The sequence below is a fragment of the Achromobacter animicus genome (genome assembly GCF_040775605.1).
In the GTDB taxonomy this organism is placed as follows: Bacteria; Pseudomonadota; Gammaproteobacteria; order Burkholderiales; family Burkholderiaceae_B; genus Achromobacter; species Achromobacter animicus.
Genome location: NZ_JAYGJK010000001.1, coordinates 3,003,947 through 3,024,556, shown reverse-complemented (window position 1 = coordinate 3,024,556; position 20,610 = coordinate 3,003,947). Strand labels below are relative to the sequence as shown.

Genomic DNA, 20,610 nt, shown 5'->3' with positions numbered 1-20,610 from the left:
CATGCCCGCTTCGCATTCCCTCGACACCACGACGCTGACGGTGCTGACGGTCAATACCCACAAGGGCTTTACCAGTTTCAACCGCCGCTTCATGCTGCACGACCTGCGGGAGGCATTGCGCACCGCAAAGCCGGACGTGGTGTTCCTGCAGGAAGTCCTGGGTGAACATCAGACGCATGCCGGCCGCCACGAGTCATGGCCGGCGCAGTCCCAGTACGAGTTCCTGGCCGACACGCTGTGGACGGACTTTGCCTACGGCCAGAACGCCGTTTATCCGGAAGGCCACCATGGCAATGCCATCCTGTCGCGCTACCCGATTGAAAGTCACCACAACCACGACGTGAGCGTGGACGGCCACGAGGGGCGCGGTCTGCTGCACTGCGTGCTGCGGCCCCCTGCCCTCGCCTCGCCCGTGCATGCGATATGCGTGCATCTAGGCCTGCTCGAGCGTCATCGCGGCGAGCAACTGCGCCGCTTGTGCAAGCTGGTGTCGAACGACGTGCCGGCCGACGACCCGCTGCTGATTGCCGGCGACTTCAACGACTGGCGGCTGCGCGCTGATGCCCTGATGCGCGAATGCGGGACCTCGGAGGTGTTCACCTCGCGGTTGGGCCGGCCCGCGCGGACGTTTCCCGCGCGCTGGCCGCTGTTGCGGCTGGACCGCATCTATGTGCGCAGCGTGCGTGACTGGCAGCCGGTGCCGCTGGCGTCCCGCGTGTGGTCTCGCCTTTCCGATCATGTGCCAATTTGCGCGGAGATTGCGCTATGAACCTGGGCTGGCGCGAAAACAACCGATACACCCTGCTGGAAAACGGCACGGAGTACTTTCCCGCGGTCGTCGAGGCCATTGATTCGGCGGCCAGCGAAGTGCTGGTGGAAACCTTCATCCTGTTCGACGACGTCGTCGGCAAAGAGATCCAGCAGGCCCTCATCCGCGCGGCGCGCCGGGGCGTCAGCGTCGACCTGCTGGTCGACGGCTACGGCTCCGACGAACTGAGCGAGGCCTTCATCGGCGCCATGACCGAGGCCGGCGTGCGCTTTCACGTCTTTGATCCGCGTCCGCGCTTTCTGGGCGTGCGCACGAACGTGTTCCGGCGCATGCACCGCAAGATCGTGGCCGTCGACCGCCAACGCTCCTTCATCGGCGGCATCAACTTTTCCGCGGACCACCTGCCCGATTACGGACCGGAAGCGAAACAGGACTACGCCGTTCTGGTGGAAGGCCCGCTGGCGGCCGACATTGCCGACTACGCGCGCGCGGCGCTCGGCAAGGGCAAGCGCGGGCTGCGGCGCCGTCCCGCGCGCATGGATCCCCTGCCCGCCGGCGACGGCGGGGGCCGGCTCGTGGTGCGCGACAACGTCAGCCATCGCAGCGACATTGAACGCTACTACCGCGCGGGCGTGCGCTCGGCACGCTCGGACGTGCTGATCGCCAATGCGTACTTCTTTCCTGGCTACCACCTGTTGCGGGATCTGGTGAAGGCCGCCCGCCGCGGGGTGCGCGTGCGCCTGCTGCTGCAGGGCGAACCCGACGTGCTGGTCGCCCGGCTTGCCGCCTCGATGCTCTACGACTACCTGATGGACAACGGCGTGGAGATCCACGAGTACTGCAAGCAGCCGCTGCACGGCAAGGTGGCGTGCGTGGACGAGGACTGGTCGACGATCGGCTCCAGCAATCTGGACCCCCTGAGCCTTGCGCTCAATCTGGAAGCCAACGTCGTGGTGCGCGACGCGTCGCTGAATGCGGCCCTGCGCAAGAGCCTGGACCGGCTGATTGCAGAGGACTGCCGCCCCGTCGAAATGCCCAAAAACTCGCGGCGCCGGTTGCGCCGCCTGTGGCTCGGGGTGGTGGTGTTCCACTTTCTGCGGCGCTTTCCCGCATGGGCCGGCAGCCTCCCGGCGCACAAGCCGCGCCTGCAGACCGTCACGGCGGACACCGGCAGGGAGACGGCATGAAGATCCTGCACTCGTCGCCCATGCGGGCCCTGCGGCGCCGCTGGCCGCGGATCAAGCGCATTCTGCCCGTGCTGGTCCTGATCGTGGTGGCCGGCCTGCTTTATTACTTCGGGCGGTCCGTGGACTGGCCGCAGGTGTGGGTGGCGATGCGCAAGATTCCCGGCCAGACCATTGCCATTGCGGCCGGCCTGGTGGTGGCGGGTTACCTTGCCTATGGCAGCCTGGATCTGCTCGGCAAAAAGTACACGCGGCATCACCTGCCCGCGCCCAAGGCGCTGGGCGTGGCCATGTTGAGCTACGCGCTGAACCTGAACCTGGGCGTGCTGGTGGGCGGCTTGGGCGCGCGTCTGCGGCTGTACACCCGGCTGGGCTGCCGCAAGTCCGTGGCGACGCGCGTCGCCCTGTTTGCGGCGGCATCGAACTGGATCGGCTATGCCTGGCTGGCGGGCATCGTGTTCGCCTTGGGCGTGGTGCCGGTGCCGGCAGGCTGGGAAATCGGCTCCGGGATGTTGCGTCTGCTGGGCCTGGCCCTGCTGGCGCTGGGGATCGCCTACGTGGTGACATGTGCGAGGGCCAAGCGCCGCAGCGTCACCTGGATGGGCCACCACATCACCTTGCCACGCGCCCGCATGGCGGTGGCGCAATGCGCCGTGGCCGCGCTGTCCTGGTCCCTGATGGGCGCCATCTGCTTTGTGCTGTTGCAGGGCAAGGCGAGCTACCCCGCGGTGCTCGGCATCCTGTTGTGCACCAGCTTCGCGTCAGTCATCACCCGCGTGCCCGGCGGCCTGGGCACCACCGAGGCCATCTTCGTGGCCGCGCTGGGTTCGCAGATTCCGCCCACCGAAGTGCTCGGCGCGGCGCTGGCGTACCGCGCGGTGTATGCGCTGGCGCCGTTGTGCCTGGCGCTGGTGGCCTATCCCCTGATCGAGCTGAAACTGGGCATGCGCAAACGCAAGGGAGAAGCCGCTCCCCCCGGTCAGGCTCGCCATCTGCCATGAGGCCCGCCATGAATCGACCCCAACCCGACTCAGCAGGCACCGTCGCCGCCTACCCCCGGCGCACCGGCGCGTCCGAACATGAAATTGCGTCGCAGGAGGCGCTGGCGTTGCGGATCGCGGCATTGCTGGGCCGGCGCTTCGTGCCGGACTTCCGGCCGACCCGCAATCGCGGCGAGCCGCCGCCCTACTACGTGCCCGATCGCAGCATCACCAGCCTGGCCCGCGCGAACAAACTGGGCATCACGCGCGCGGCCGACTTGTTTGGCGGGGTGACGCCGCACGCCTTCGTGGCGACCAAATCCATCACCCATGGCGTCGTCGACGCGCAGGCGAAATCGCCGCAGGGCTGGGTGCGCCCGCTGGCCGGCGAGCTGGAAGAGGTCGTGTTGCGCGGGTACACCGCGTTCACGCTGGACGATGCGCACCGCGCGGGCGAACGTCTGCTGCAGGCGGGCCCGCTGCGGCTCAAGCCGGCCGACGCCAACGCCGGGCGCGGCCAGGTCGTCGTGCGCAATGCGCAGGAGCTTCGCGCCGCGCTGAACGGCCAGGACGCCGCCACCATGCGCCGGCTGGGGCTGGTGCTGGAAGAAGACCTGGCGCAGATCGCGACCTACAGTGTGGGCTGGATCCGCGTGGGCAAGCTGGAAGCGTCGTACGTGGGCACGCAAAGCCTCACCCGGGACAACAACGGCGAGCCGGTGTACGGCGGCTCGGCGCTGACATTCGCGCGCGGCGGGTTCGACGAACTGCGGGCGTTGAACCTGTCTGACGAAGAACGGCAGGCAGTGGACCTGAGCTGCCGTTACGACACGGCGGTATCCACCGCGTATCCCGATTTTTTCGCGTCGCGCCGCAACTACGACGTGGCGATCGGCCAGAATGCCCGCGGTGAGCCCCGCGCGGGCGTGCTCGAGCAATCGTGGCGAGCCGGCGGCGCCAGCATCGCGGAGCTTTCCGCATTGCAGGCGTTCATGCTGTCCCCGTCGCTCAAGTCGGTGTCCGCCTTTACGCGCGAACGCTACGGCGCGGACGAGCCGGCGCCCACGTCGGAGCAATACGTGTATCGCGGCGAGGATTCCGCCGTGGGTATGATCACCAAATCGGGGGGCATTCTGGAGGACGACAATGGCCGCCTTTAGCGACCCAATCGATATCGAGGTGGCGGACCAGCGGCTGGCCGGCACCTTTCTCACGCCCGAAAGCAAGGTGCCGGGGGTGCTGTTCATTCACGGCTGGGGCGGCGACCAGAAGTTCGATCTGGCCCGCGCCAAGGGCATCGCCGCGCTGGGCTGCGTCTGCCTCACGTTCGACCTGCGCGGTCATGCCGCCACGCAGGCGCAGCAGATGCAGGTCTCGCGCGACGACAACCTGCGCGACGTGATGGCCGCCTACGACCGGCTGGCCGCGCATCCGTCCCTGGACAGCGGCTCGGTGGCGGTGGTGGGCAGCAGCTACGGCGGCTACCTGGCCGCCATCCTGACCGGGCTGCGCCGCGTGCGCTGGCTGGGCCTGCACGTGCCCGCGCTGTACCGCGACGACGAATGGATGCTGCCCAAGAACCAGCTCAACCGAGAAACCTTACGCGCCTACCGCAATTCCCACATCGAACCTGAAAGCAACCGCGCGCTGTCGTGTTGCGCCAACTTCACAGGCGATGTGCTGATCGTGGAGGCTGAGCACGATGTCTATATCCCGCACTCCACGATCATGAACTACCGGTCGGCGTTTCGCAGGTCGCATTCGCTGACTCACCGCATCCTGGACGGCGCGGACCATGCGCTGACCGACAAGGCCTCGCAGCAGGCCTACACCTCGATCCTGGTGAACTGGGTGACGGAGATGGTGATGGGCGCGCGGGTCGGCCGGGCGCGGCCTGTGCCGTAGCCGCGGCCGCGGCAACGGCAAGCCGGGCGACGGCAGATCAGGGCTTCGGGCTCAACATGTCCGACAGCGCGTCGCCCAGTTCCTTGACGGCGCCCGCCACGCCTTCCGCCGCGCCTTCTGCCCCTACCCCGATGGCGTGCCCGAACCCGCGCGCCACCTGCGCGGAAAAGCCGCGCGTGACCGAGAACTTGGGGTTGTCCAGGCTGCCAGCCAGTGCGAATTCAAACCGGATGACTCCGCTCTTGTCCTTCATGGCCGCCAGCACCGCCTTGCGCGGCAAAGAAAACAGGCTGCCGTCGCCGCTGAACTTCAGGTTGTGCAACGCCACGGTGCCCGACGCCTTGAGTTCGCGGCGCGCGATGGCCGTCTTCATGTCCAGGTCCATGGAGCCGCCGGACAGCGAGCCCGCGCCGTTATCGGCCAGATAGGGCGCCGCATGGCGGATATCCATGTTGCGCACCGCCACCGTGATGTCGGCATCCGCATCGCCCACCACCAGCTTGCCCTTTGCCCGCACGGTGGCCTCGCCGTTGCGGTTGTCTTCGACCTTGCCGGTGAATTCCAGGTCGCTGGCGGTGCCGTCGCCAGGGATCACGACGGGCTGGAGGTGAGCCTGCACGTCCTTGAACGGAATGCGATGCGGCGGCTTGGACACCGCGCCGTCCAGATAATCCAGGCGGCCGTCGCGCAGGATGAGCTCGGCCACGCGGATGGGACCGTTGCGCCGGGTCTTGCCGTCGCCGTCGCCGGCGCGCAGCGCCGCCTGCAAGGCGGGAGAAATCTGCATGTCGCCATCGGGATTGCGCACCACGGCGAAGTCGAAGCCTTCGACGATGATCCGCTTGAACACGGCCTCGCGGCGCAGGAACGCGGTCCATTCCGGTTCAAGTTCAACGCGCCGGGCACGCGCGCCGGGCTGACCGGACGCGCCCGGCACGGCGACGTCTGTCAGCACCACCTGATGCAGGCCAACCTGCACGTTGCCGACCTGGCTGCGCGGCCCCAGAATGCTGGCGATGCGCTGCTCGACCACGCGGGTGGCGGCCAGCGCCAGTACCGCGATCACCGCGCCAATCAACAGCAAAATCGCCAGGGCGGTGCCCCAGCGTGACCGGCCTCGCGCGTCGGCTGCGTTCGAACTCATTATGGTTTCCGAAGTTGTAGGGGACGTCGGCACGAAAGCCGCCGCATGCCTTGCACCATAGCGAGGCGCGGCGGCCGGCGCAACCTGACCATCGTCCGGGATGCGCAATCGTTCATCAATGCTCGATAAGGATGAGACGGTTTGCGGCGCAAGGATGCCTCAATCCGTTCTACGCCTCAAACCTTGTCCCGCCGCCACGACAGGCGCCAATAGCGTTCGGGACGGAAGGCCGACGCGCCTGCCAGCGACATGTCAGGCTGCGCGTCGAGCGGATCAAGCGCCAGGCTGCTGCGTGCGGCCAATGCGCGTTGCCGGGCGCGGCCGACGTCAACCTCCGGCCCGACATCCAGCGGCGAGGCCAGGATCCTGCGGCCCAGCAATTCGGCCAGGCGTTGCTGGACGGCCCCCGGCTCGGCCTCCGCGACCTCTTCGTAGGTCACCCACTCCACGCGGTGGAACAGCGCGCGCAAGGTGAGGCAAGCCTCGGACACGCGCACGTGCGCGGCACTGCACAGCCCAAGCGGCATCAGAACGACACGCGGCCGCAGGGCGGACACTGCCGCGGCCAATGCGCCCGTCAGGCGCCCCTCCTCGCCGCTTTCCAGATACTCGTCGTGCAGCAAATCCATCTGCACGCCCCGCACGCCAAGCAGCGACAAGGCGCGATCGTTGCGGGCGCGGCGGTCAAGAACGGCCTGCCGGCCGTTCTTGACACCGCAGTCGCGGTCCGCCGCGCTGATCGCGTCGGCCACCAACGGCAAGCCGGAGTACACCGTCAGAACGGTGCTGTCCGGACGCGCGGCGAGCAGCCCCGCACAACTGACGACAGCGTCGTTGAAGCAGGAAGAAACTGCGACCAGTCTGCCCTCGCGAAGCATCCCGTCCTCGCTGTCCGGCTTACCAGTACGGGGGTTGGTTGTAGTACTGATGGATACCACGCGCCCAGGTCTCGTCCGCCATGCTGGGCCAATTGTCCTTGTCGAACCCTTCCGCGTTCTTGAGCACGTCCTTGTCCACATTCAGCACGAAGCACTTGCGGTCGGTATCCAACGTCAGCGCGCTCCACGGAATGGCGTACAGCTTGTCGCCGATGCCAAGGATGCCGCCGCGCGACAGCACGGCATACGCAATGCGGCCGCGTGGCACGTCCACCATGATTTCCTGGATGCTGCCCAGCGTTTCGCCAGCGGGGTTGTACACGTCGTTGCCTTCCAGCGTGCTGGCCGCCATGACTTCCGGTCCGGGTCCGCTTGGATCGCTCTTCGGGCCGCCCACGATCTTGGTTTCACCTTGCGCCTGGCCGGCGCCTGTCAATGGTTGGTTCATGGTGAGTCTCCTTCGATGAATGGTCCGCGTGGCGAACGGCTCGCCACGCCGCCCCGCCATCAAGCAAGCCGTGTGCCAAAGCCGCGGAGTCTTGTCTGCGCGGGACCGGCGCCTGGAGTAGCGGCATTTTTTACATTCGTCCCCACAAAAATGCCGGAGCCGGCCCTGCAGTGCGCAGAGCCGGCTCCGGCGGTGGCATTACGCCCGGCGGGCGTTAGCGGCGCTTGCCGTGATCCGACATCATGCAGATGCCGGCCAGCACGCCCAGCAGCACCGCGCCTGCGATGCTCTTCCAGGCGTTTTCATGCACGTAGTCGTCCGTCGCGTGCGATACCTCGCGTGCCCGCGACCACGCGGCGCGTTCCCAGCCGCGTGCCTGATCGCGCGCGGCGTCCAGCCGCTGCTTGAGCTTGTCGCGCGCGGATTCGATTTCGGATCCGCTGTAGCTGGCAGTGCTGCGCAGCAGATCCTCGGTGCCCGAAATCAGGTCACGCATCGTTTGCGAAGACGTGTCCGACGAGTGAAACATATCGCGCAGCCTATCTCGCTTGTTCATGAGTTCTCCTTGAAAAACTGCGGGTCGCTCCCCCCGCGGCACGGCGCACGCGGAGCGCGGCCCGCAGGCCGCATGCCTTGCAGGACCGTCACAGATGGTCGATGCCCGGCGTCTGCTGCGGGTCCAGACCCGGCATGGGATTCGGAATGCTGTCGGGAGGCCAGTTGCCTTTCTCGTCCTTGCCCGTTTCCGGGACATCCGGCTTGGGTTGTTCGGCGGGCGAATGGTCGGGCGTTTGCTGACCGCCCTGCCCGGGCTGTTGGGAACTCGTCCCTCCGGTATTTGCCATGATGTGCCTCCTGAAATGAAAAGATCGTCGGGCCGGCGTGTCAGCCCGCCCACCATTGCTTGATCGTGGCGCGAAGCGCGGCGCCGCCCGAGGCGGCATCTTCCTTGCGCAACGCCTTGAAGTACGCGCCGATCTGTTTGGCCGGAATGTGCGGGGGCAACGGCGGCATCTCGGGGTCGGTCACCATCTCCAGCACCACCGGACGTCCTGCCGCCAGGGCGCGGTCCCACGCCGGGCCCACGTCGTCGGGGCTGTCGACCCGGATGCCTTCCAGGCCCAGCATCCGGCCATACTCCGCGTACGAAAACTTGGGCAGCCACTGCGAATCCGGAAAACGCGGATCGCCGCCCATCACCCGCTGCTCCCACGTCACCAGGTTCAGGTCACCGTTATTCAGCACCATGACGACCAGCGTAGGGTTGCTCCAGTCCTTCCAGCGATGGGCGATAGTGATCAGTTCGTTGATGCCCAGCATCTGCATGGCGCCGTCGCCCACCAGCGCGATGACCGGCCTGTCGGGATAGGCCACCTTCGCCGCGATGGCGTACGGCACGCCGCAACCCATCGTGGCCAGCCCGCCCGACACCGATCCCATCATTCCCGCCTGAATGTCGATATTGCGGGCGTACCAGTTGGCGGCCGAGCCCGAATCGCACGTCAGGATGGTCTGCGGCGGCAGCCGCTTGGACAGCTCCAGGAACGGCCGCTGGGGATTGATCGGCTTGGCGTCGACCATGGCGCGGGCATGCACCGTCTCGCGCCAGGCGGACACCTGCTTTTCGATCCGGTCACGCCAGCGCCGCGCTTTCTTGGGTTCCAGCAGCGGAATCAACGCCTCCAGCGTCAGCCGGCTATCACCCACCAGGCCGATTTCGACGGGATAGCGCAGACTGAGCTTGCGCCCGTCGAGGTCGATCTGCACCGCGCGCGCCTGGCCTTCCTGGGGCAGGAATTCCGCATACGGAAACGACGTCCCCACCATCAGTAGCGTGTCGCACTCGTTCATCATGTCCCAGCTGGGCTGCGTGCCCAGCAGGCCGATGGCGCCCGTCACGTAAGGCAGGCTGTCCGGCAGCACGGCCTTGCCGAGCAGCGCCTTGGCCACGCCCGCGCCCAGCAGCTCGGCGACCTGGCTGACCTGTTCGCCCGCCTGCAGCGCGCCGGCCCCGACCAGGATCGCCACCTTTTCGCCGCGATTCAGGATGTCGGCCGCGTTGCGCAGCGCGTCCGGCCCCGGCACGGCGGCGTGGGATGTGATGCCGATGCCGGTGTGCACCGTGCCGTGCTCGCGCGGCGGCACCGGCACGGCCGGCAGATCCTGCACGTCGTTCGGAAAGATGACGCAGGTGACGCTGCGGCGCTCCAAGGCGATGCGCATGGCGCGATCCACCATGTGACGCGCCTGCTCGGCGGTCGTCGCCATCTGCACGTAGTCGTGCGCGACATCCTTGAACAGGCTGATCAGGTCGACCTCCTGCTGGTAGTCGCCGCCCAGTGCGCTGCGCGCCTGCTGCCCGACCAGCGCGACTACCGGCTGGTGATCCAGCTTGGCGTCGTATAGACCATTGAGCAGGTGGATGGCGCCCGGACCCGACGTCGCCAGGCACACCCCCACCTGACCGGTGAACTTTGCGTGCGCGCAGGCCATGAATGCCGCGCTTTCCTCGTGACGGGCCTGGATGAATTCCAGCGGCTCCTCGGTGCGGCCGAAGGCGCCGATGAGCCCGTTGATGCCATCGCCGGGGTAACCGTACACCTTGCGCACGCCCCACTGCGACAGCCGCTTCAACACGAAGTCCGACACTGTTTCCATACATTTCTCCCGGCGGTCGTCGTTGAAAGCGACTGCATTCAGCAACCGCCGTTCCTGGCCCCGATGGGAATTTGGGAGGTCGTGCGCAGATAAAAATTACAAAGCGCTCGGGCGATAAGCGTTGCGCGCGTCGCCTGTCCATCATTTGGATGACAGGTATTTCTGCTGCATTGCGCAATTTTTAGTGCGGGCCACGGTTTGGGCACAGCGCTTGCGTAAGGAGAGGCCTCGGCGTAATCGCGATCGAGTCGCAACTGTCTCGACCGGCCTATCAACTGGAGCAAGCATGGCAAAGACGAGAATCCTGATCGTGGCGGGAGAAGCTTTCCCTCTGGCCAAAACAGGCGGCCTGGGGGATGCGATAACGGGGATGGCGCGCGCGCTGATCGAGGCCCGAATGCCCCTGAGCGTGATGTTGCCCGGGTATCGGGGCGTCAAAGCCAAGCTGAACCGCGTCCGGCAGGTTGCCACGCTGCAGGACCTGCCGGGCGGCCCGGCCGCGCTGCTGGAAGGCAAGTGCCCGCAGTCCGGCATCGACTACCTGATTCTGGAAAACGATGCCCTGTATGACCGCGGCGGCCTGTATGTCGACGAGCACGGCAAGGAACATCCGGACAATGGACTGCGCTATGCCGCGCTGGCGCACGCTGCCGTGCGCGTGGCGGCCGGCCTGCCGGGCGTCATGCGCCCCACACTGGTGCACGCGCACGATTGGCACGCCGGTCTGGTGCCGCTGCTGCTGCGCGCCGCAGACCTGCCGGACGTCAAAAGCGTGATGACCATTCACAACCTCGCGTTCCAGGGCCTGTTCCCGATGGCCCACGCGGACGAATTCGGGGTGCCGGAATGGGCTCGCAACGATGACGGCGCGCAGGCCTGGGGCCAGCTCAATTTCCTGAAGGCTGGCATCCGCTACGCCGACCGCGTGACGACGGTCAGCCACACGTACGCCCGCGAGATCATGACCCCCGCGTTCGGCTGCGGCCTGGACGAGCTGTTGCGCAGCCGTGCGGACGACCTGTTGCCGATTCCGAACGGCATCGACGACGTGCTGTGGAATCCTGCGCGTGATCCGTACCTGCGCAGCCATCGCTATTCCGTCCGCGACCTGACCAACAAGATCCACTGCAAGGCCGCGCTGCAGCGCGAGTTCGGCCTGCGCCCGGATCCGGGCGCGACGCTGATGGGCATGGGCAACCGCCTGACTGAACAGAAAATGGCTGACGTCGCCGTGCACGCGCTGCCGGAAGCGCTGGACCGCCACCCCAACCTGCAGATCGCAATCCTGGGCCAGGGTGACCACCGGCTTGAAGAAGCGTTGCAGGACATCGCCCGGCGCTACCCGGGGCGCTGCAGCACCCACATCGGCTACGACGAGGGCATCGCCCATCGCCTGCACGCCGGGTCCGACATCTTGCTGCACGCCAGCCGCTTCGAGCCCTTCGGCCTGACGCCGCTCTACGCCATGCGCTATGGCACGCTGCCCATCGGATCGCGCGTCGGCGGCATGGCCGACACCATCCAGGACCCGGGCCCGCGCGCGCCGCTGTCGGCCATGTCATCGGCCACCGGCCTGCTCTTCGAAGGCGACACGCCGCAGGCAATGAGCGCCGCCATCGAGCGCGCGATCGATCTGCGCGCTCACGGCATTCTGTGGCGGCTCATGCAGCGCAACGCGATGAATACCGACTTTGGCTGGCGCGCCGCCGTCAGTCTGTACGCCAGCCTGTACCGGTCGCTGGTGGAGCCGAACTACCGCGATGCGGCGCCCGCCCCTGCCTTGCAGCCGGCCACCGTTTCCGCCGTCAACCGCCGCCAGCCGCGCACAGGTGGCGCCATGCCAGCCGCCATCTAAGGAGCGACACCGGTGTCCCATCCCGCCGTCCCCGCGCCGTCCCGCGCCCCGATACGTCTTTATCACGCCCGCAACGGCCTGCCGGACGGCGAAGCCGCCGTCCAGGCGCTGAGCAAACGGCTTGCCCAACGCGGCTTCAACGCCGTGCTGGTGCCGGCCCCCTGGCTGACTGGGCCGCAGCCGGGTTCGCTGGCCGCGCAGGACGCCGACACGGCGATGCGGGATGGGCAGGCAACGCCGATCATCGAGTGGTACACGCAGGCCTCGGCGCAATTGTCGGCGCACGGATTGGCGCTGTTCGTGGATGTGATTCTGGACCGCAGCGCGCGCAACGCCGTGGCGGCAACCGCCGCGCCGGGCTGGTACCGCTCGCTGCACGAAGAACCCGCGCGCGATCCGCGGCTGACGCAGGAAGAGCGGGGGGTGCTGCATTTGCCCGAAGGCGCCCTGCCCCCCGGATTTCTGACCGCGTGGACGGAACGTCTGCTGGGCTGGGCCCGTAGCGGCGTGAAGGGGCTGGTTTTCCAGGCGCCCCACCGCTTGCCTGCAGAGGCCTGGCGTGAGTTGGGCGGCGCGCTGCGCGCACAGAATCCCGACGTGCGGCTGCTGGCGTGGACACCCGGTCTGTCGCCCGCGGATCTGGCGGCCTTGCGCGACGCGGCGTTCGACGCGGCGTTCTCGTCGCTGCCGTGGTGGGACTTCAAGTCTTCATGGCTGGCCGAAGAAGACGCGCGGCTGCGCGCCATCGGCGAGGTCATCGCGGCGCCGCCGCAGTCCGGTGCGCTGCGCCCAACGGAGGACGGCAGACGCGCCATCTGGAGCGCGGCCGTCACCGGCGATGGCTTGATGCTGACGGACGAGGACGAACGGCGGCTGCCGGATGTGGAAACGGTGAACGCCTGGTTTGCCGGACCGCGGCTGAAAGGGCCACTGTGCATGCTGGGCGGCCGCGATGGCAGTTGCACGGCGCTGCTGCGCGACGCGGGCGACGGCGCCACGCTGGCGCTGGCGATCAACCCCTCGGCCACCCAGGATGCGGCGATGGACTGGGACGCGCTGGCGCCTATGCTGCCGCCGGCAGATCTCGTGCCGTTCACCCCGCCCACCGGTCTGCAGAATCAGGCCAACGATCTGGCGGGCGGCGAGTGCGCGATGCTGATGTTCCAGCCGACGCAGCCGGTGCGCGACGCCGTGCGCCATCACCGCACCCGGGCCGATGATCTGGCCAACCAGCGCGTCGCGCTGGAGAACATCAGTCCGGCCGTCGATGGCGGGGCCTATCCCGTCAAGACCATTCCGCACGCGCGTATCGTCGTGCAGGCCGACATCTTCATGGACGGCCACGATCAGCTGGCCGCTGAAGTGCGCTGGCGCGCCAAGGACGAGGCACGTTGGCACATCGTGCCCATGACGCGCGGCCTGAACGACCGCTGGGAGGCCGCCTTCCGGCCGCGCCGCATCGGCGCGCATGAATTCGTCGTCGCCGCCTGGTTTGACGCGTGGCACACATTTACGCATGACATCGAGGTCAAGCACCAGGCCGGCCGCGACCTGAGCCTGGAAGTGCACGAGGGCCTGGCGCTGCTGCGCGATGCCCTGGCGCGGGCGCAGGCGGGCTCACCCGCTGGCGCTGACGCAGAGCCGGTGCGCGAGGCGCTGGCCGCCTTTGCGGACGCCGACCTGGCCAACCCCGTTCCGCCGACGGCTGAGCAAGTCGCCGTGCTGCTCGATCCCGCGCTGGCGCGGGCGATGCACGAACTGGACGACCATCCGTTTGAAGCCGTCACCGCCATTGCCTACCCGGTCTGGGTGGACCGCGTCCAGGCGTGCCATTCAAGCTGGTACGAGCTGTTTCCGCGATCGCAAGCCGCCGAACCCGGGCGCCACGGCACCTTCGACGACGTGATCGCGCGGCTGCCCGACGTGCGCGAGATGGGCTTCGATGTGCTGTACATGCCGCCCATCCATCCGATCGGCCAGCGCAACCGCAAGGGGCGCAACAACAGCCTGCGCGCCGAGCCCGGCGACGTGGGCAGTCCTTACGCCATCGGCGCGCAAAGTGGCGGGCACGACGCGATCGAGCCCGCGCTGGGCACGCTGACGGATTTCCTGAACCTGGTGGATGCCGCCGCGCAGCACGGCATGGAGATCGCGCTGGACTTTGCCATCCAGTGCTCGCCGGACCACCCGTGGCTGGCTCAGCATCCGGACTGGTTCTCGTGGCGGCCCGACGGCTCGCTGCGCTACGCCGAAAATCCGCCCAAGAAGTACGAGGACATCGTCAATGTGTCCTTCTATGGCGGGCAGAATCGCCGCGGACGCAAGCTGGGCCTGTGGCGGGCACTGCGCGACGTGGTGCTGTTCTGGGTGAACCATGGCGTTCGCATCTTCCGCGTCGACAATCCCCACACCAAGCCGCTTCCGTTCTGGCAGTGGCTGATCTGCGAGGTCCACGCCAAGCATCCGGACGTCATCTTTCTGTCCGAGGCGTTTACGCGCCCGAAGATGATGTACCGCCTGGCGAAGATCGGCTTCACGCAGTCGTACACCTACTTCACGTGGCGCAACGAGCGGGCCGAACTGGAAGCCTACCTGCAGGAGATCTCGTCGCCGCCCGCGGCCGACTTCTTCCGGCCGCATTTCTTTGTGAACACGCCGGACATCAACCCGTTCTTCCTGCAGACCTCGGGACGCCCGGGCTTTTTGATCCGCTCGGCGCTGGCCGCGCTGGGGTCGGGCCTTTGGGGCGTCTACAGCGGCTTCGAGCTTTGCGAAGGCGCGGCGCTGCCGGGCAAGGAAGAATATCTGGACTCCGAAAAATACGAACTGCGGCAACGCGACTGGCACGCGCCGGGCAACATTCGCGCCGAAATCACACGCCTGAACCAGATCCGCCGCGCCAATCCGGCGTTGCAGACGCATCGCGGCCTGACGCTGACCACCAGCACCAACAACCGTGTGCTCGCGTTCTACAAGTCCACGCCGGGCCACGGCAACGTGGTCCTGACCGTCATCAGCCTGGATCCGTTCCAGGCGCAGCAGACGCGGGTCGAGGCGCCGTTCTGGCTGTTCGGCGAGGCCGACGCCGGCCAGCTGTCCGCCGAAGACCTGCTGACTGAAACCCGCGAGACCTGGCACGAGAAGCACCGCACGCTGACGCTGACCCCCGACCAACCTTATCGCGTGTGGCGGCTTTCGCTGCACGGATGAAGCCCGCGCCCAACGCCATGATGAGTAAAGCCCAACCTATTCAGGACGATCCCCTCTGGTACAAGGACGCCGTCATCTACCAGTTGCACGTCAAATCCTTTTTTGACTCGAACGGCGACGGCGTCGGCGACCTGCCAGGCCTGATCTCCAAGCTGGACTACATCGCCAGCCTGGGGGTCAATACCATCTGGCTGTTGCCCTTCTACCCCTCGCCACGCCGCGACGATGGCTACGACATCGCCGACTACCGCGGCGTGCATCCGGACTACGGCACCATTGCCGACGTGCGCAAGCTGATCCGGGCCGCGCACGCGCGCGGCCTGCGCATCATCACCGAGCTGGTGGTCAACCACACGTCGGACCAGCACCCGTGGTTTCAACGGGCGCGCGCGGCCAAGCCCGGCTCGGCGGCGCGCAATTTCTATGTGTGGTCCGACAACGACAAGGCTTACGCCGGCACGCGCATCATCTTCTGCGACACCGAAAAGTCGAACTGGACCTGGGACCCGGTGGCCAACGCCTATTTCTGGCACCGCTTCTATTCGCATCAGCCCGACCTGAACTACGACAATCCGCAGGTGCTCAAGGAAGTGCTGTCCGTCATGCGCTATTGGCTGGACATGGGTGTGGATGGTTTGCGCCTGGACGCGGTGCCCTACCTGGTCGAGCGCGAGGGCACCAACAACGAGAACCTGCCCGAGACGCACGATGTGCTCAAGCAGATCCGCGCGGTCATCGAGGCCGAGTATCCGGGCCGCCTGCTGCTGGCCGAAGCCAACCAGTGGCCCGAAGACGCGCAGGAGTATTTCGGCGCGGGCGACGAATGCCACATGTCCTTCCACTTTCCGCTGATGCCGCGGATGTACATGGCGATCGCGCAGGAAGACCGCTTTCCGATCACCGACATCATCCGCCAGACGCCCGACATTCCGCCCACCTGCCAATGGGCCATCTTCCTGCGCAACCACGACGAGTTGACGCTGGAAATGGTGACCAGCCGCGAACGCGATTACCTGTGGAATGTCTATGCCGCCGAGCCGCGCGCCCGGATCAACCTGGGCATCCGCCGCCGCCTGGCGCCGCTGCTCGAGCGTGACCGCCGCCGCGTCGAACTGATGAACAGCCTGCTGCTGTCGATGCCCGGCACGCCGGTGCTGTATTACGGCGACGAACTGGGCATGGGCGACAACGTGCATCTGGGCGACCGCGACGGTGTGCGCACGCCGATGCAATGGTCGCCGGACCGCAATGGCGGTTTCTCTCGCGCCGATCCGGAGCGCCTGCCGCTGCCGGTGTTGATGGGACCCTTGTACGGTTACGAGGCCGTCAACGTCGAGGCGCAGCAGCGCGACCCGCATTCGTTGCTGAACTGGACGCGCCGCCTGCTGGCGCAACGCGGCCAAAGCCATGCCTTCGGGCGCGGCACGCTGCGTTTCATCTTTGCCGGCAACCGCAAGATCCTGGCCTACCTGCGGCAATGGGAAGACACCACGATCCTGTGCGTCGCCAACCTGTCGAACGCGGCGCAGCCGGTCGAGCTGCACATGCAGGAGTTCAATGGCCGGGTGCCGGTGGAGATGCTGGGGGGCACGCCCTTCCCCGCCATCGGTGAACTGCCTTACCTGCTGACGTTGCCGCCCTACGGCTTTTACTGGATGGACCTCAGCCAGGACGCCGCGCCGCCCGGATGGCATGCGACGGCGCCCGAACAGATGCCCGAACTGATCACTCTGGTGCTCAAGACGCGCGGTGGCGCGGCGCTGACCGATGCGTCGCGCGCCACGTTGGAACGTGAAATCCTGCCGCAGTATCTGGCGCGCCAGCGCTGGTTTCCCGGCTCCGAACCGCCCTCTCGTGCGCGCCTGGCCTACGCCACGCCGTTCGAGTCGGCGGACGGCGAATACTACTGGGCCGAGATCGAGCCCGAGGACGGCGCCAAGGGTATCCGTGCGCAGGCGCCCTTCGTCCTGGTCTGGGACGAAACCGCCGTCATCCAGTACGCGATTGCCCGCGTGCGCCGCGGCGCCGAGGTCGGCGTGCTGGCCGACGCGTTCCTGCAGCCGGGGTTCGTGCGCAGCACGCTCAAGGCCATGCAGGCCGGTGGGGAGCTGGACGGACGCAGCGGCGGCAAGCCGGGCGATAAGCCGGGCGTGATCCGCTTCCTGCCCGAGGCCGGCCTGAAAGACATGGACTTCGATGGCGACGTGGACATGCATTGGTTGGCGGGCGAACAGTCCAACAGCTCGGTCATCGTCGGAAACCAGGTCATCCTGAAGATCATCCGCAGCGTGCAGCCTGGCCTGTCTCCGGAATCGGAAATGACGCGCTACCTGACCCGCGCGGGCTACGGCAACATTCCGCCGCTGCTGGGCGAAGTGCAGCGCGTGGACGCCGACGGCATCGTGCATACCTTGGCGGTGGCGCACGGCTACGTGCCCAACGAAGGCGATGCCTGGAGCTGGACGCTGGACTTTCTGAAGCGCACGCTGGCCAACGCGCTGCTGGTGGGGACCTCGCCCGAGGAGTACGAGGAAACGCTGCAGGGCTACGCGGTGATGGCCGCAACCATCGGCGAGCGCCTGGGGCAGATGCACACGGTGCTGGCGGCGCCCACCGATGACGCCGGCTTCCAGTCGCGTCCGGCCAGCGAGGCCGACGCCGAGGCCCGGGCCGAACAGGTGCGCGCGCTGCTGGACCGCGCCGAAAAGAACCTGCGGACCGCGCTCGACAAGCTGGAAGAGCCGTCGCGCGCCTGCGCCGAATGGTTCTTCGAGCATCACGCGCGCCTGGCCGAGCGGGTGTCCGCCATGGCGCAGGCCGAGGCCGGGTCGCCCTGGCTGCGCATCCATGGCGACTTCCACCTGGGCCAGGTGCTGGTCGCGCAGACGGACGCCTACCTCATCGACTTCGAGGGCGAACCGATCAGCAGCCTGGAGGCGCGGCGCGCGCTGGCCTCGCCGTACAAAGACGTGGCCGGCATGCTGCGCTCGTTCGACTACGCCGCGGCATCCATTGCCCGCACCGACCTCATCGGCGGCGCACATCTGGACGCCAACGCGGGCGCGGACGAGGTGCCGGCGCCGACCGTTGCGCCGGCCGAACAGCGCGACGCACTCCTGTCGCGGTTCCGGCAGCAGGCATGCGACGCCTTCCTGCAGGGATACCGCGGCGCGCGCGGCGGCGACCTCGCCGACGGCGCGGACCGCGAGAACACGCTGCTGACGCTGGCGCAGCTTGAAAAGGCCGCCTACGAAGTCAGCTACGAAGCCGCCCACCGTCCGGACTGGATCTCGATTCCGCTGTGCGCCCTGACGGAACTGGCGCGCAGTGTCCTGCTTTCCGCCGCCATCGACGCCGAAGGAAAAACGCCATGAGCGGAGCTCAAACCTCTTCGCCCTCCGCCGATGTGGCGGAGGGTCATATCAACCCCCAGGAACTCACGGCGCTGGCCCACGGGCTGCATGACAATCCGTTCGGCGTGCTGGGCCCGCACGACGGCTGGCTGCGCGTCTTCGTGCCCGGCGCCTCAAAGGTGGCGGTCCTGGATCCGGACGGCGAACGCACGGCATTGACGGAGCAGGCGCAAGGTCTGTTCATCGGCCGCGCGCCGTACGCGCAGGCTGGTGATGGGTCGTCGTACCGCCTGGCTATCCAATGGCCGGCGGCCGAGCAGATCACCGCGGACCCGTACGCCTTCGGCGCGCTGCTCGACGACACCACGCTGCAACGGCTGGCGCAAGGCGCCTGGCGCGAGGCCGGCGAGGCGCTCGGCGCGCATCTGGTCGAGGTCGACGGCGTCAGCGGCCTGCGCTGCGCGGTCTGGGCGCCCAACGCCCGACGCGTCGCCGTGGCGGGCGACTTCAACGGCTGGGACGCCCGCCGCCATGGCATGCGGCTGCGCCATGCGGCAGGCGTCTGGGAGATCTTCATTCCGGGCGTGCGGCCTGGCGAACGCTACAAGTTCGCCATCACCGACCGCAACGGCAACCAGTTCATGAAGGCCGATCCGATGGCGCGGCGCAGCGAGATGGCGCCGGCCACGGCTTCGATCGTGGACGACCCCGCGCCCTACACCTGGTCCGATGAAGACTGGATGCAGGGACGCGGCGCGCGTCAGTCGCCCGATGCCCCCATCTCCATTTACGAAGTTCACGCCGGGTCCTGGGCAGGCTGCGAGTCTGGCGTCTGCGGCTGGGACCAGATGGCCGACAAGCTGCCCGGCTACGCCCGCGCCATGGGGTTCACGCATCTTGAGCTGATGCCGATCATGGAGCATCCGTTCGGCGGCTCGTGGGGCTATCAGCCCCTGGGCATGTTTGCGCCGACCGCGCGCTACGGCCCGCCCGAGGCCTTCGCGCGTTTCATCGACCGCTGCCACGCGGCAGGAATCGGCGTGATTCTGGATTGGGTGCCCGCTCACTTCCCCGACGATGCGCACGGGCTGGCCGCCTTCGACGGCACCTCGCTCTATGAATACGAGGACCCGCGCGAAGGCTATCACCCCGACTGGCACACCATGGTCTACAACCTGGGCCGCAACGAGGTGAAGGCCTTCATGATCGCCAGCGCGATGCATTGGCTGCGGCGTTTTCATATCGACGGGCTGCGGGTGGACGCCGTGGCGTCGATGCTCTACCGCGACTACAGCCGTCAGCCTGGTGAATGGATCCCCAACCGCTATGGCGGCCGCGAAAACCTGGAAGCCGTCCAGTTCCTGCAGGAGTTGAACGACACGGTGCGCGCCGAGGTCCCGGACGCGATCATGGTGGCCGAGGAATCGACCGCGTGGCCGGGCGTCACCGCGCCCGTGTCGGAAGGCGGCCTGGGGTTTCACTACAAATGGAACATGGGCTGGATGCACGACACGCTGCGCTATCTGTCGCAGGATCCCATCCATCGCCGCTACCACCACCACGACATCACGTTCGGCATGGTGTATGCCTTCAGCGAGCGCTTCATCCTGCCGCTGTCGCATGACGAAGTGGTGCACGGCAAGGGTTCGCTGCTGGGCAAGATGCCCGGCGACACGCAGACCCGGCTGGCCAATCTGCGCGCGTACTACGGCTTCATGTGGGCGCACCCCGGCAAGAAGCTGCTGTTCATGGGCGGCGAACTGGCCCAGCCCGCCGAATGGAACCACGACGCCACGCTGAACTGGAACCTGCTGGACCACGCCGGCCACCTGGGCATCCAGCGCCTGGTGGCCGACCTGAACCGGCTGTATCGCGACGTGCCGGCGCTGCACGCGCGGGATGCGGACCCGTCGGGTTTCGCGTGGACGATCCTGGACGATCAGGACAACAGCGTCGTCGCGTTCCTGCGCACCGATGGCCAGCAGCAGATGCTGGTGGTGTCGAACTTCACGCCGGTCACCCGGCACGATTACCGCATTGGCGTTCCGCGCGCCGGCCGCTGGGCCGAACGGCTGAACACCGATGCGTCCCACTACGGCGGGTCCGGCCAGGGCAACCAGGGCGGGGCTCACACCGGCGACATGGCTGCCCATGGGCAGCCGCAGGCCCTGTCGCTCACCCTGCCGCCTCTCTCGACCCTCTTCCTGATGCACGAAGGCTGAATCC

At 67.4% G+C, this 20,610-nt stretch carries 15 protein-coding genes; 9 read left to right on the top strand and 6 right to left on the bottom strand.

The features are described from left to right. The first annotated feature begins 1 nt into the window (after position 1). The 5 genes from AB3147_RS13690 to AB3147_RS13670 are packed head-to-tail and all read left to right on the top strand — an operon-like array spanning position 2 to position 4,838. Positions 2–769, top strand: coding sequence for an endonuclease/exonuclease/phosphatase family protein (locus AB3147_RS13690; protein ID WP_175121567.1), 768 nt, complete (start codon positions 2–4; stop codon positions 767–769). Beyond that, on the top strand, positions 766–1,956 hold the full coding sequence (clsB, locus tag AB3147_RS13685) for a cardiolipin synthase ClsB (protein ID WP_175121568.1): 1,191 nt from the start codon (positions 766–768) through the stop codon (positions 1,954–1,956). Before AB3147_RS13690 ends, clsB begins: the two co-directional genes overlap by 4 nt. Continuing rightward, on the top strand, positions 1,953–2,954 hold the full coding sequence (locus AB3147_RS13680; protein ID WP_175136527.1) for a lysylphosphatidylglycerol synthase domain-containing protein: 1,002 nt from the start codon (positions 1,953–1,955) through the stop codon (positions 2,952–2,954). The genes clsB and AB3147_RS13680 overlap by 4 nt, the downstream gene beginning before the upstream one ends. A gap of 8 nt (positions 2,955–2,962) precedes the next feature. Further along, a complete protein-coding gene (locus AB3147_RS13675) occupies positions 2,963–4,093 on the top strand; it encodes a DUF3182 family protein (RefSeq protein WP_175136528.1) in 1,131 nt (376 codons plus the stop codon). Continuing rightward, positions 4,080–4,838: an alpha/beta hydrolase family protein gene (locus AB3147_RS13670; RefSeq protein ID WP_175121571.1), complete on the top strand. Its 759-nt coding sequence runs from the start codon at positions 4,080–4,082 to the stop codon at positions 4,836–4,838. Before AB3147_RS13675 ends, AB3147_RS13670 begins: the two co-directional genes overlap by 14 nt. Before the next feature lie 37 nt (positions 4,839–4,875). Here the strand turns inward: AB3147_RS13670 and AB3147_RS13665 are convergent, their stop codons facing one another. From AB3147_RS13665 to AB3147_RS13640, 6 genes are all read right to left on the bottom strand, one after another. Then, positions 4,876–5,982 carry a DUF748 domain-containing protein gene (locus AB3147_RS13665; RefSeq protein ID WP_367352145.1) on the bottom strand — a complete coding sequence of 369 codons (1,107 nt, stop codon included), beginning with the start codon at positions 5,980–5,982 and terminating at the stop codon, positions 4,876–4,878. Positions 5,983–6,158: 176 nt separating this feature from the next. Beyond that, a complete protein-coding gene (locus tag AB3147_RS13660; RefSeq protein WP_367352144.1) occupies positions 6,159–6,860 on the bottom strand; it encodes a PIG-L family deacetylase in 702 nt (233 codons plus the stop codon). A gap of 19 nt (positions 6,861–6,879) precedes the next feature. Then, positions 6,880–7,308 (bottom strand): PRC-barrel domain-containing protein, encoded by a 429-nt coding sequence (locus AB3147_RS13655; protein WP_175121574.1) that lies wholly within the window; start codon positions 7,306–7,308, stop codon positions 6,880–6,882. A 214-nt stretch (positions 7,309–7,522) separates the two neighbouring features. Next, a complete protein-coding gene (locus AB3147_RS13650; protein ID WP_175121575.1) occupies positions 7,523–7,864 on the bottom strand; it encodes a DUF883 family protein in 342 nt (113 codons plus the stop codon). 88 nt (positions 7,865–7,952) lie between these two features. Next, on the bottom strand, positions 7,953–8,153 hold the full coding sequence (locus tag AB3147_RS13645) for a hypothetical protein (RefSeq protein WP_175121576.1): 201 nt from the start codon (positions 8,151–8,153) through the stop codon (positions 7,953–7,955). A 40-nt stretch (positions 8,154–8,193) separates the two neighbouring features. Beyond that, the gene (locus tag AB3147_RS13640; protein ID WP_343737512.1) at positions 8,194–9,966 is read right to left on the bottom strand and encodes a thiamine pyrophosphate-requiring protein; all 1,773 of its coding nucleotides are present in this window, start codon (positions 9,964–9,966) and stop codon (positions 8,194–8,196) included. A 286-nt stretch (positions 9,967–10,252) separates the two neighbouring features. On the opposite strand from AB3147_RS13640, the gene glgA reads away from it, so the two are divergent. From glgA to glgB, 4 genes are read left to right on the top strand one after another with little or no spacing between them, the layout of a single operon-like run. Beyond that, complete coding sequence (glgA, locus tag AB3147_RS13635; RefSeq protein WP_367352143.1) at positions 10,253–11,821, top strand: glycogen synthase GlgA; 1,569 nt, start codon at positions 10,253–10,255, stop codon at positions 11,819–11,821. Between the two features lie 12 nt (positions 11,822–11,833). Further along, positions 11,834–15,031 (top strand): alpha-1,4-glucan--maltose-1-phosphate maltosyltransferase, encoded by a 3,198-nt coding sequence (locus AB3147_RS13630; protein WP_367352142.1) that lies wholly within the window; start codon positions 11,834–11,836, stop codon positions 15,029–15,031. After that, positions 15,028–18,405: a maltose alpha-D-glucosyltransferase gene (gene treS, locus AB3147_RS13625; protein WP_438860973.1), complete on the top strand. Its 3,378-nt coding sequence runs from the start codon at positions 15,028–15,030 to the stop codon at positions 18,403–18,405. The genes AB3147_RS13630 and treS overlap by 4 nt, the downstream gene beginning before the upstream one ends. After that, on the top strand, positions 18,402–20,606 hold the full coding sequence (glgB, locus tag AB3147_RS13620; protein ID WP_367352140.1) for a 1,4-alpha-glucan branching protein GlgB: 2,205 nt from the start codon (positions 18,402–18,404) through the stop codon (positions 20,604–20,606). Before treS ends, glgB begins: the two co-directional genes overlap by 4 nt. Positions 20,607–20,610: the final 4 nt, after the last annotated feature.

Bases quoted from the DNA above. Each gene is read 5' to 3' on its own strand.
- AB3147_RS13690 (WP_175121567.1), top strand. From the start codon at position 2: ATGCCCGCTTCGCATTCCCTCGACACCACGACGCTGACGGTGCTGACG.
- clsB (WP_175121568.1), top strand. From the start codon at position 766: ATGAACCTGGGCTGGCGCGAAAACAACCGATACACCCTGCTGGAAAAC.
- AB3147_RS13680 (WP_175136527.1), top strand. From the start codon at position 1,953: ATGAAGATCCTGCACTCGTCGCCCATGCGGGCCCTGCGGCGCCGCTGG.
- AB3147_RS13675 (WP_175136528.1), top strand. From the start codon at position 2,963: ATGAATCGACCCCAACCCGACTCAGCAGGCACCGTCGCCGCCTACCCC.
- AB3147_RS13670 (WP_175121571.1), top strand. From the start codon at position 4,080: ATGGCCGCCTTTAGCGACCCAATCGATATCGAGGTGGCGGACCAGCGG.
- AB3147_RS13665 (WP_367352145.1), bottom strand. From the start codon at position 5,982: ATGAGTTCGAACGCAGCCGACGCGCGAGGCCGGTCACGCTGGGGCACC.
- AB3147_RS13660 (WP_367352144.1), bottom strand. From the start codon at position 6,860: ATGCTTCGCGAGGGCAGACTGGTCGCAGTTTCTTCCTGCTTCAACGAC.
- AB3147_RS13655 (WP_175121574.1), bottom strand. From the start codon at position 7,308: ATGAACCAACCATTGACAGGCGCCGGCCAGGCGCAAGGTGAAACCAAG.
- AB3147_RS13650 (WP_175121575.1), bottom strand. From the start codon at position 7,864: ATGAACAAGCGAGATAGGCTGCGCGATATGTTTCACTCGTCGGACACG.
- AB3147_RS13645 (WP_175121576.1), bottom strand. From the start codon at position 8,153: ATGGCAAATACCGGAGGGACGAGTTCCCAACAGCCCGGGCAGGGCGGT.
- AB3147_RS13640 (WP_343737512.1), bottom strand. From the start codon at position 9,966: ATGGAAACAGTGTCGGACTTCGTGTTGAAGCGGCTGTCGCAGTGGGGC.
- glgA (WP_367352143.1), top strand. From the start codon at position 10,253: ATGGCAAAGACGAGAATCCTGATCGTGGCGGGAGAAGCTTTCCCTCTG.
- treS (WP_438860973.1), top strand. From the start codon at position 15,028: ATGAAGCCCGCGCCCAACGCCATGATGAGTAAAGCCCAACCTATTCAG.
- glgB (WP_367352140.1), top strand. From the start codon at position 18,402: ATGAGCGGAGCTCAAACCTCTTCGCCCTCCGCCGATGTGGCGGAGGGT.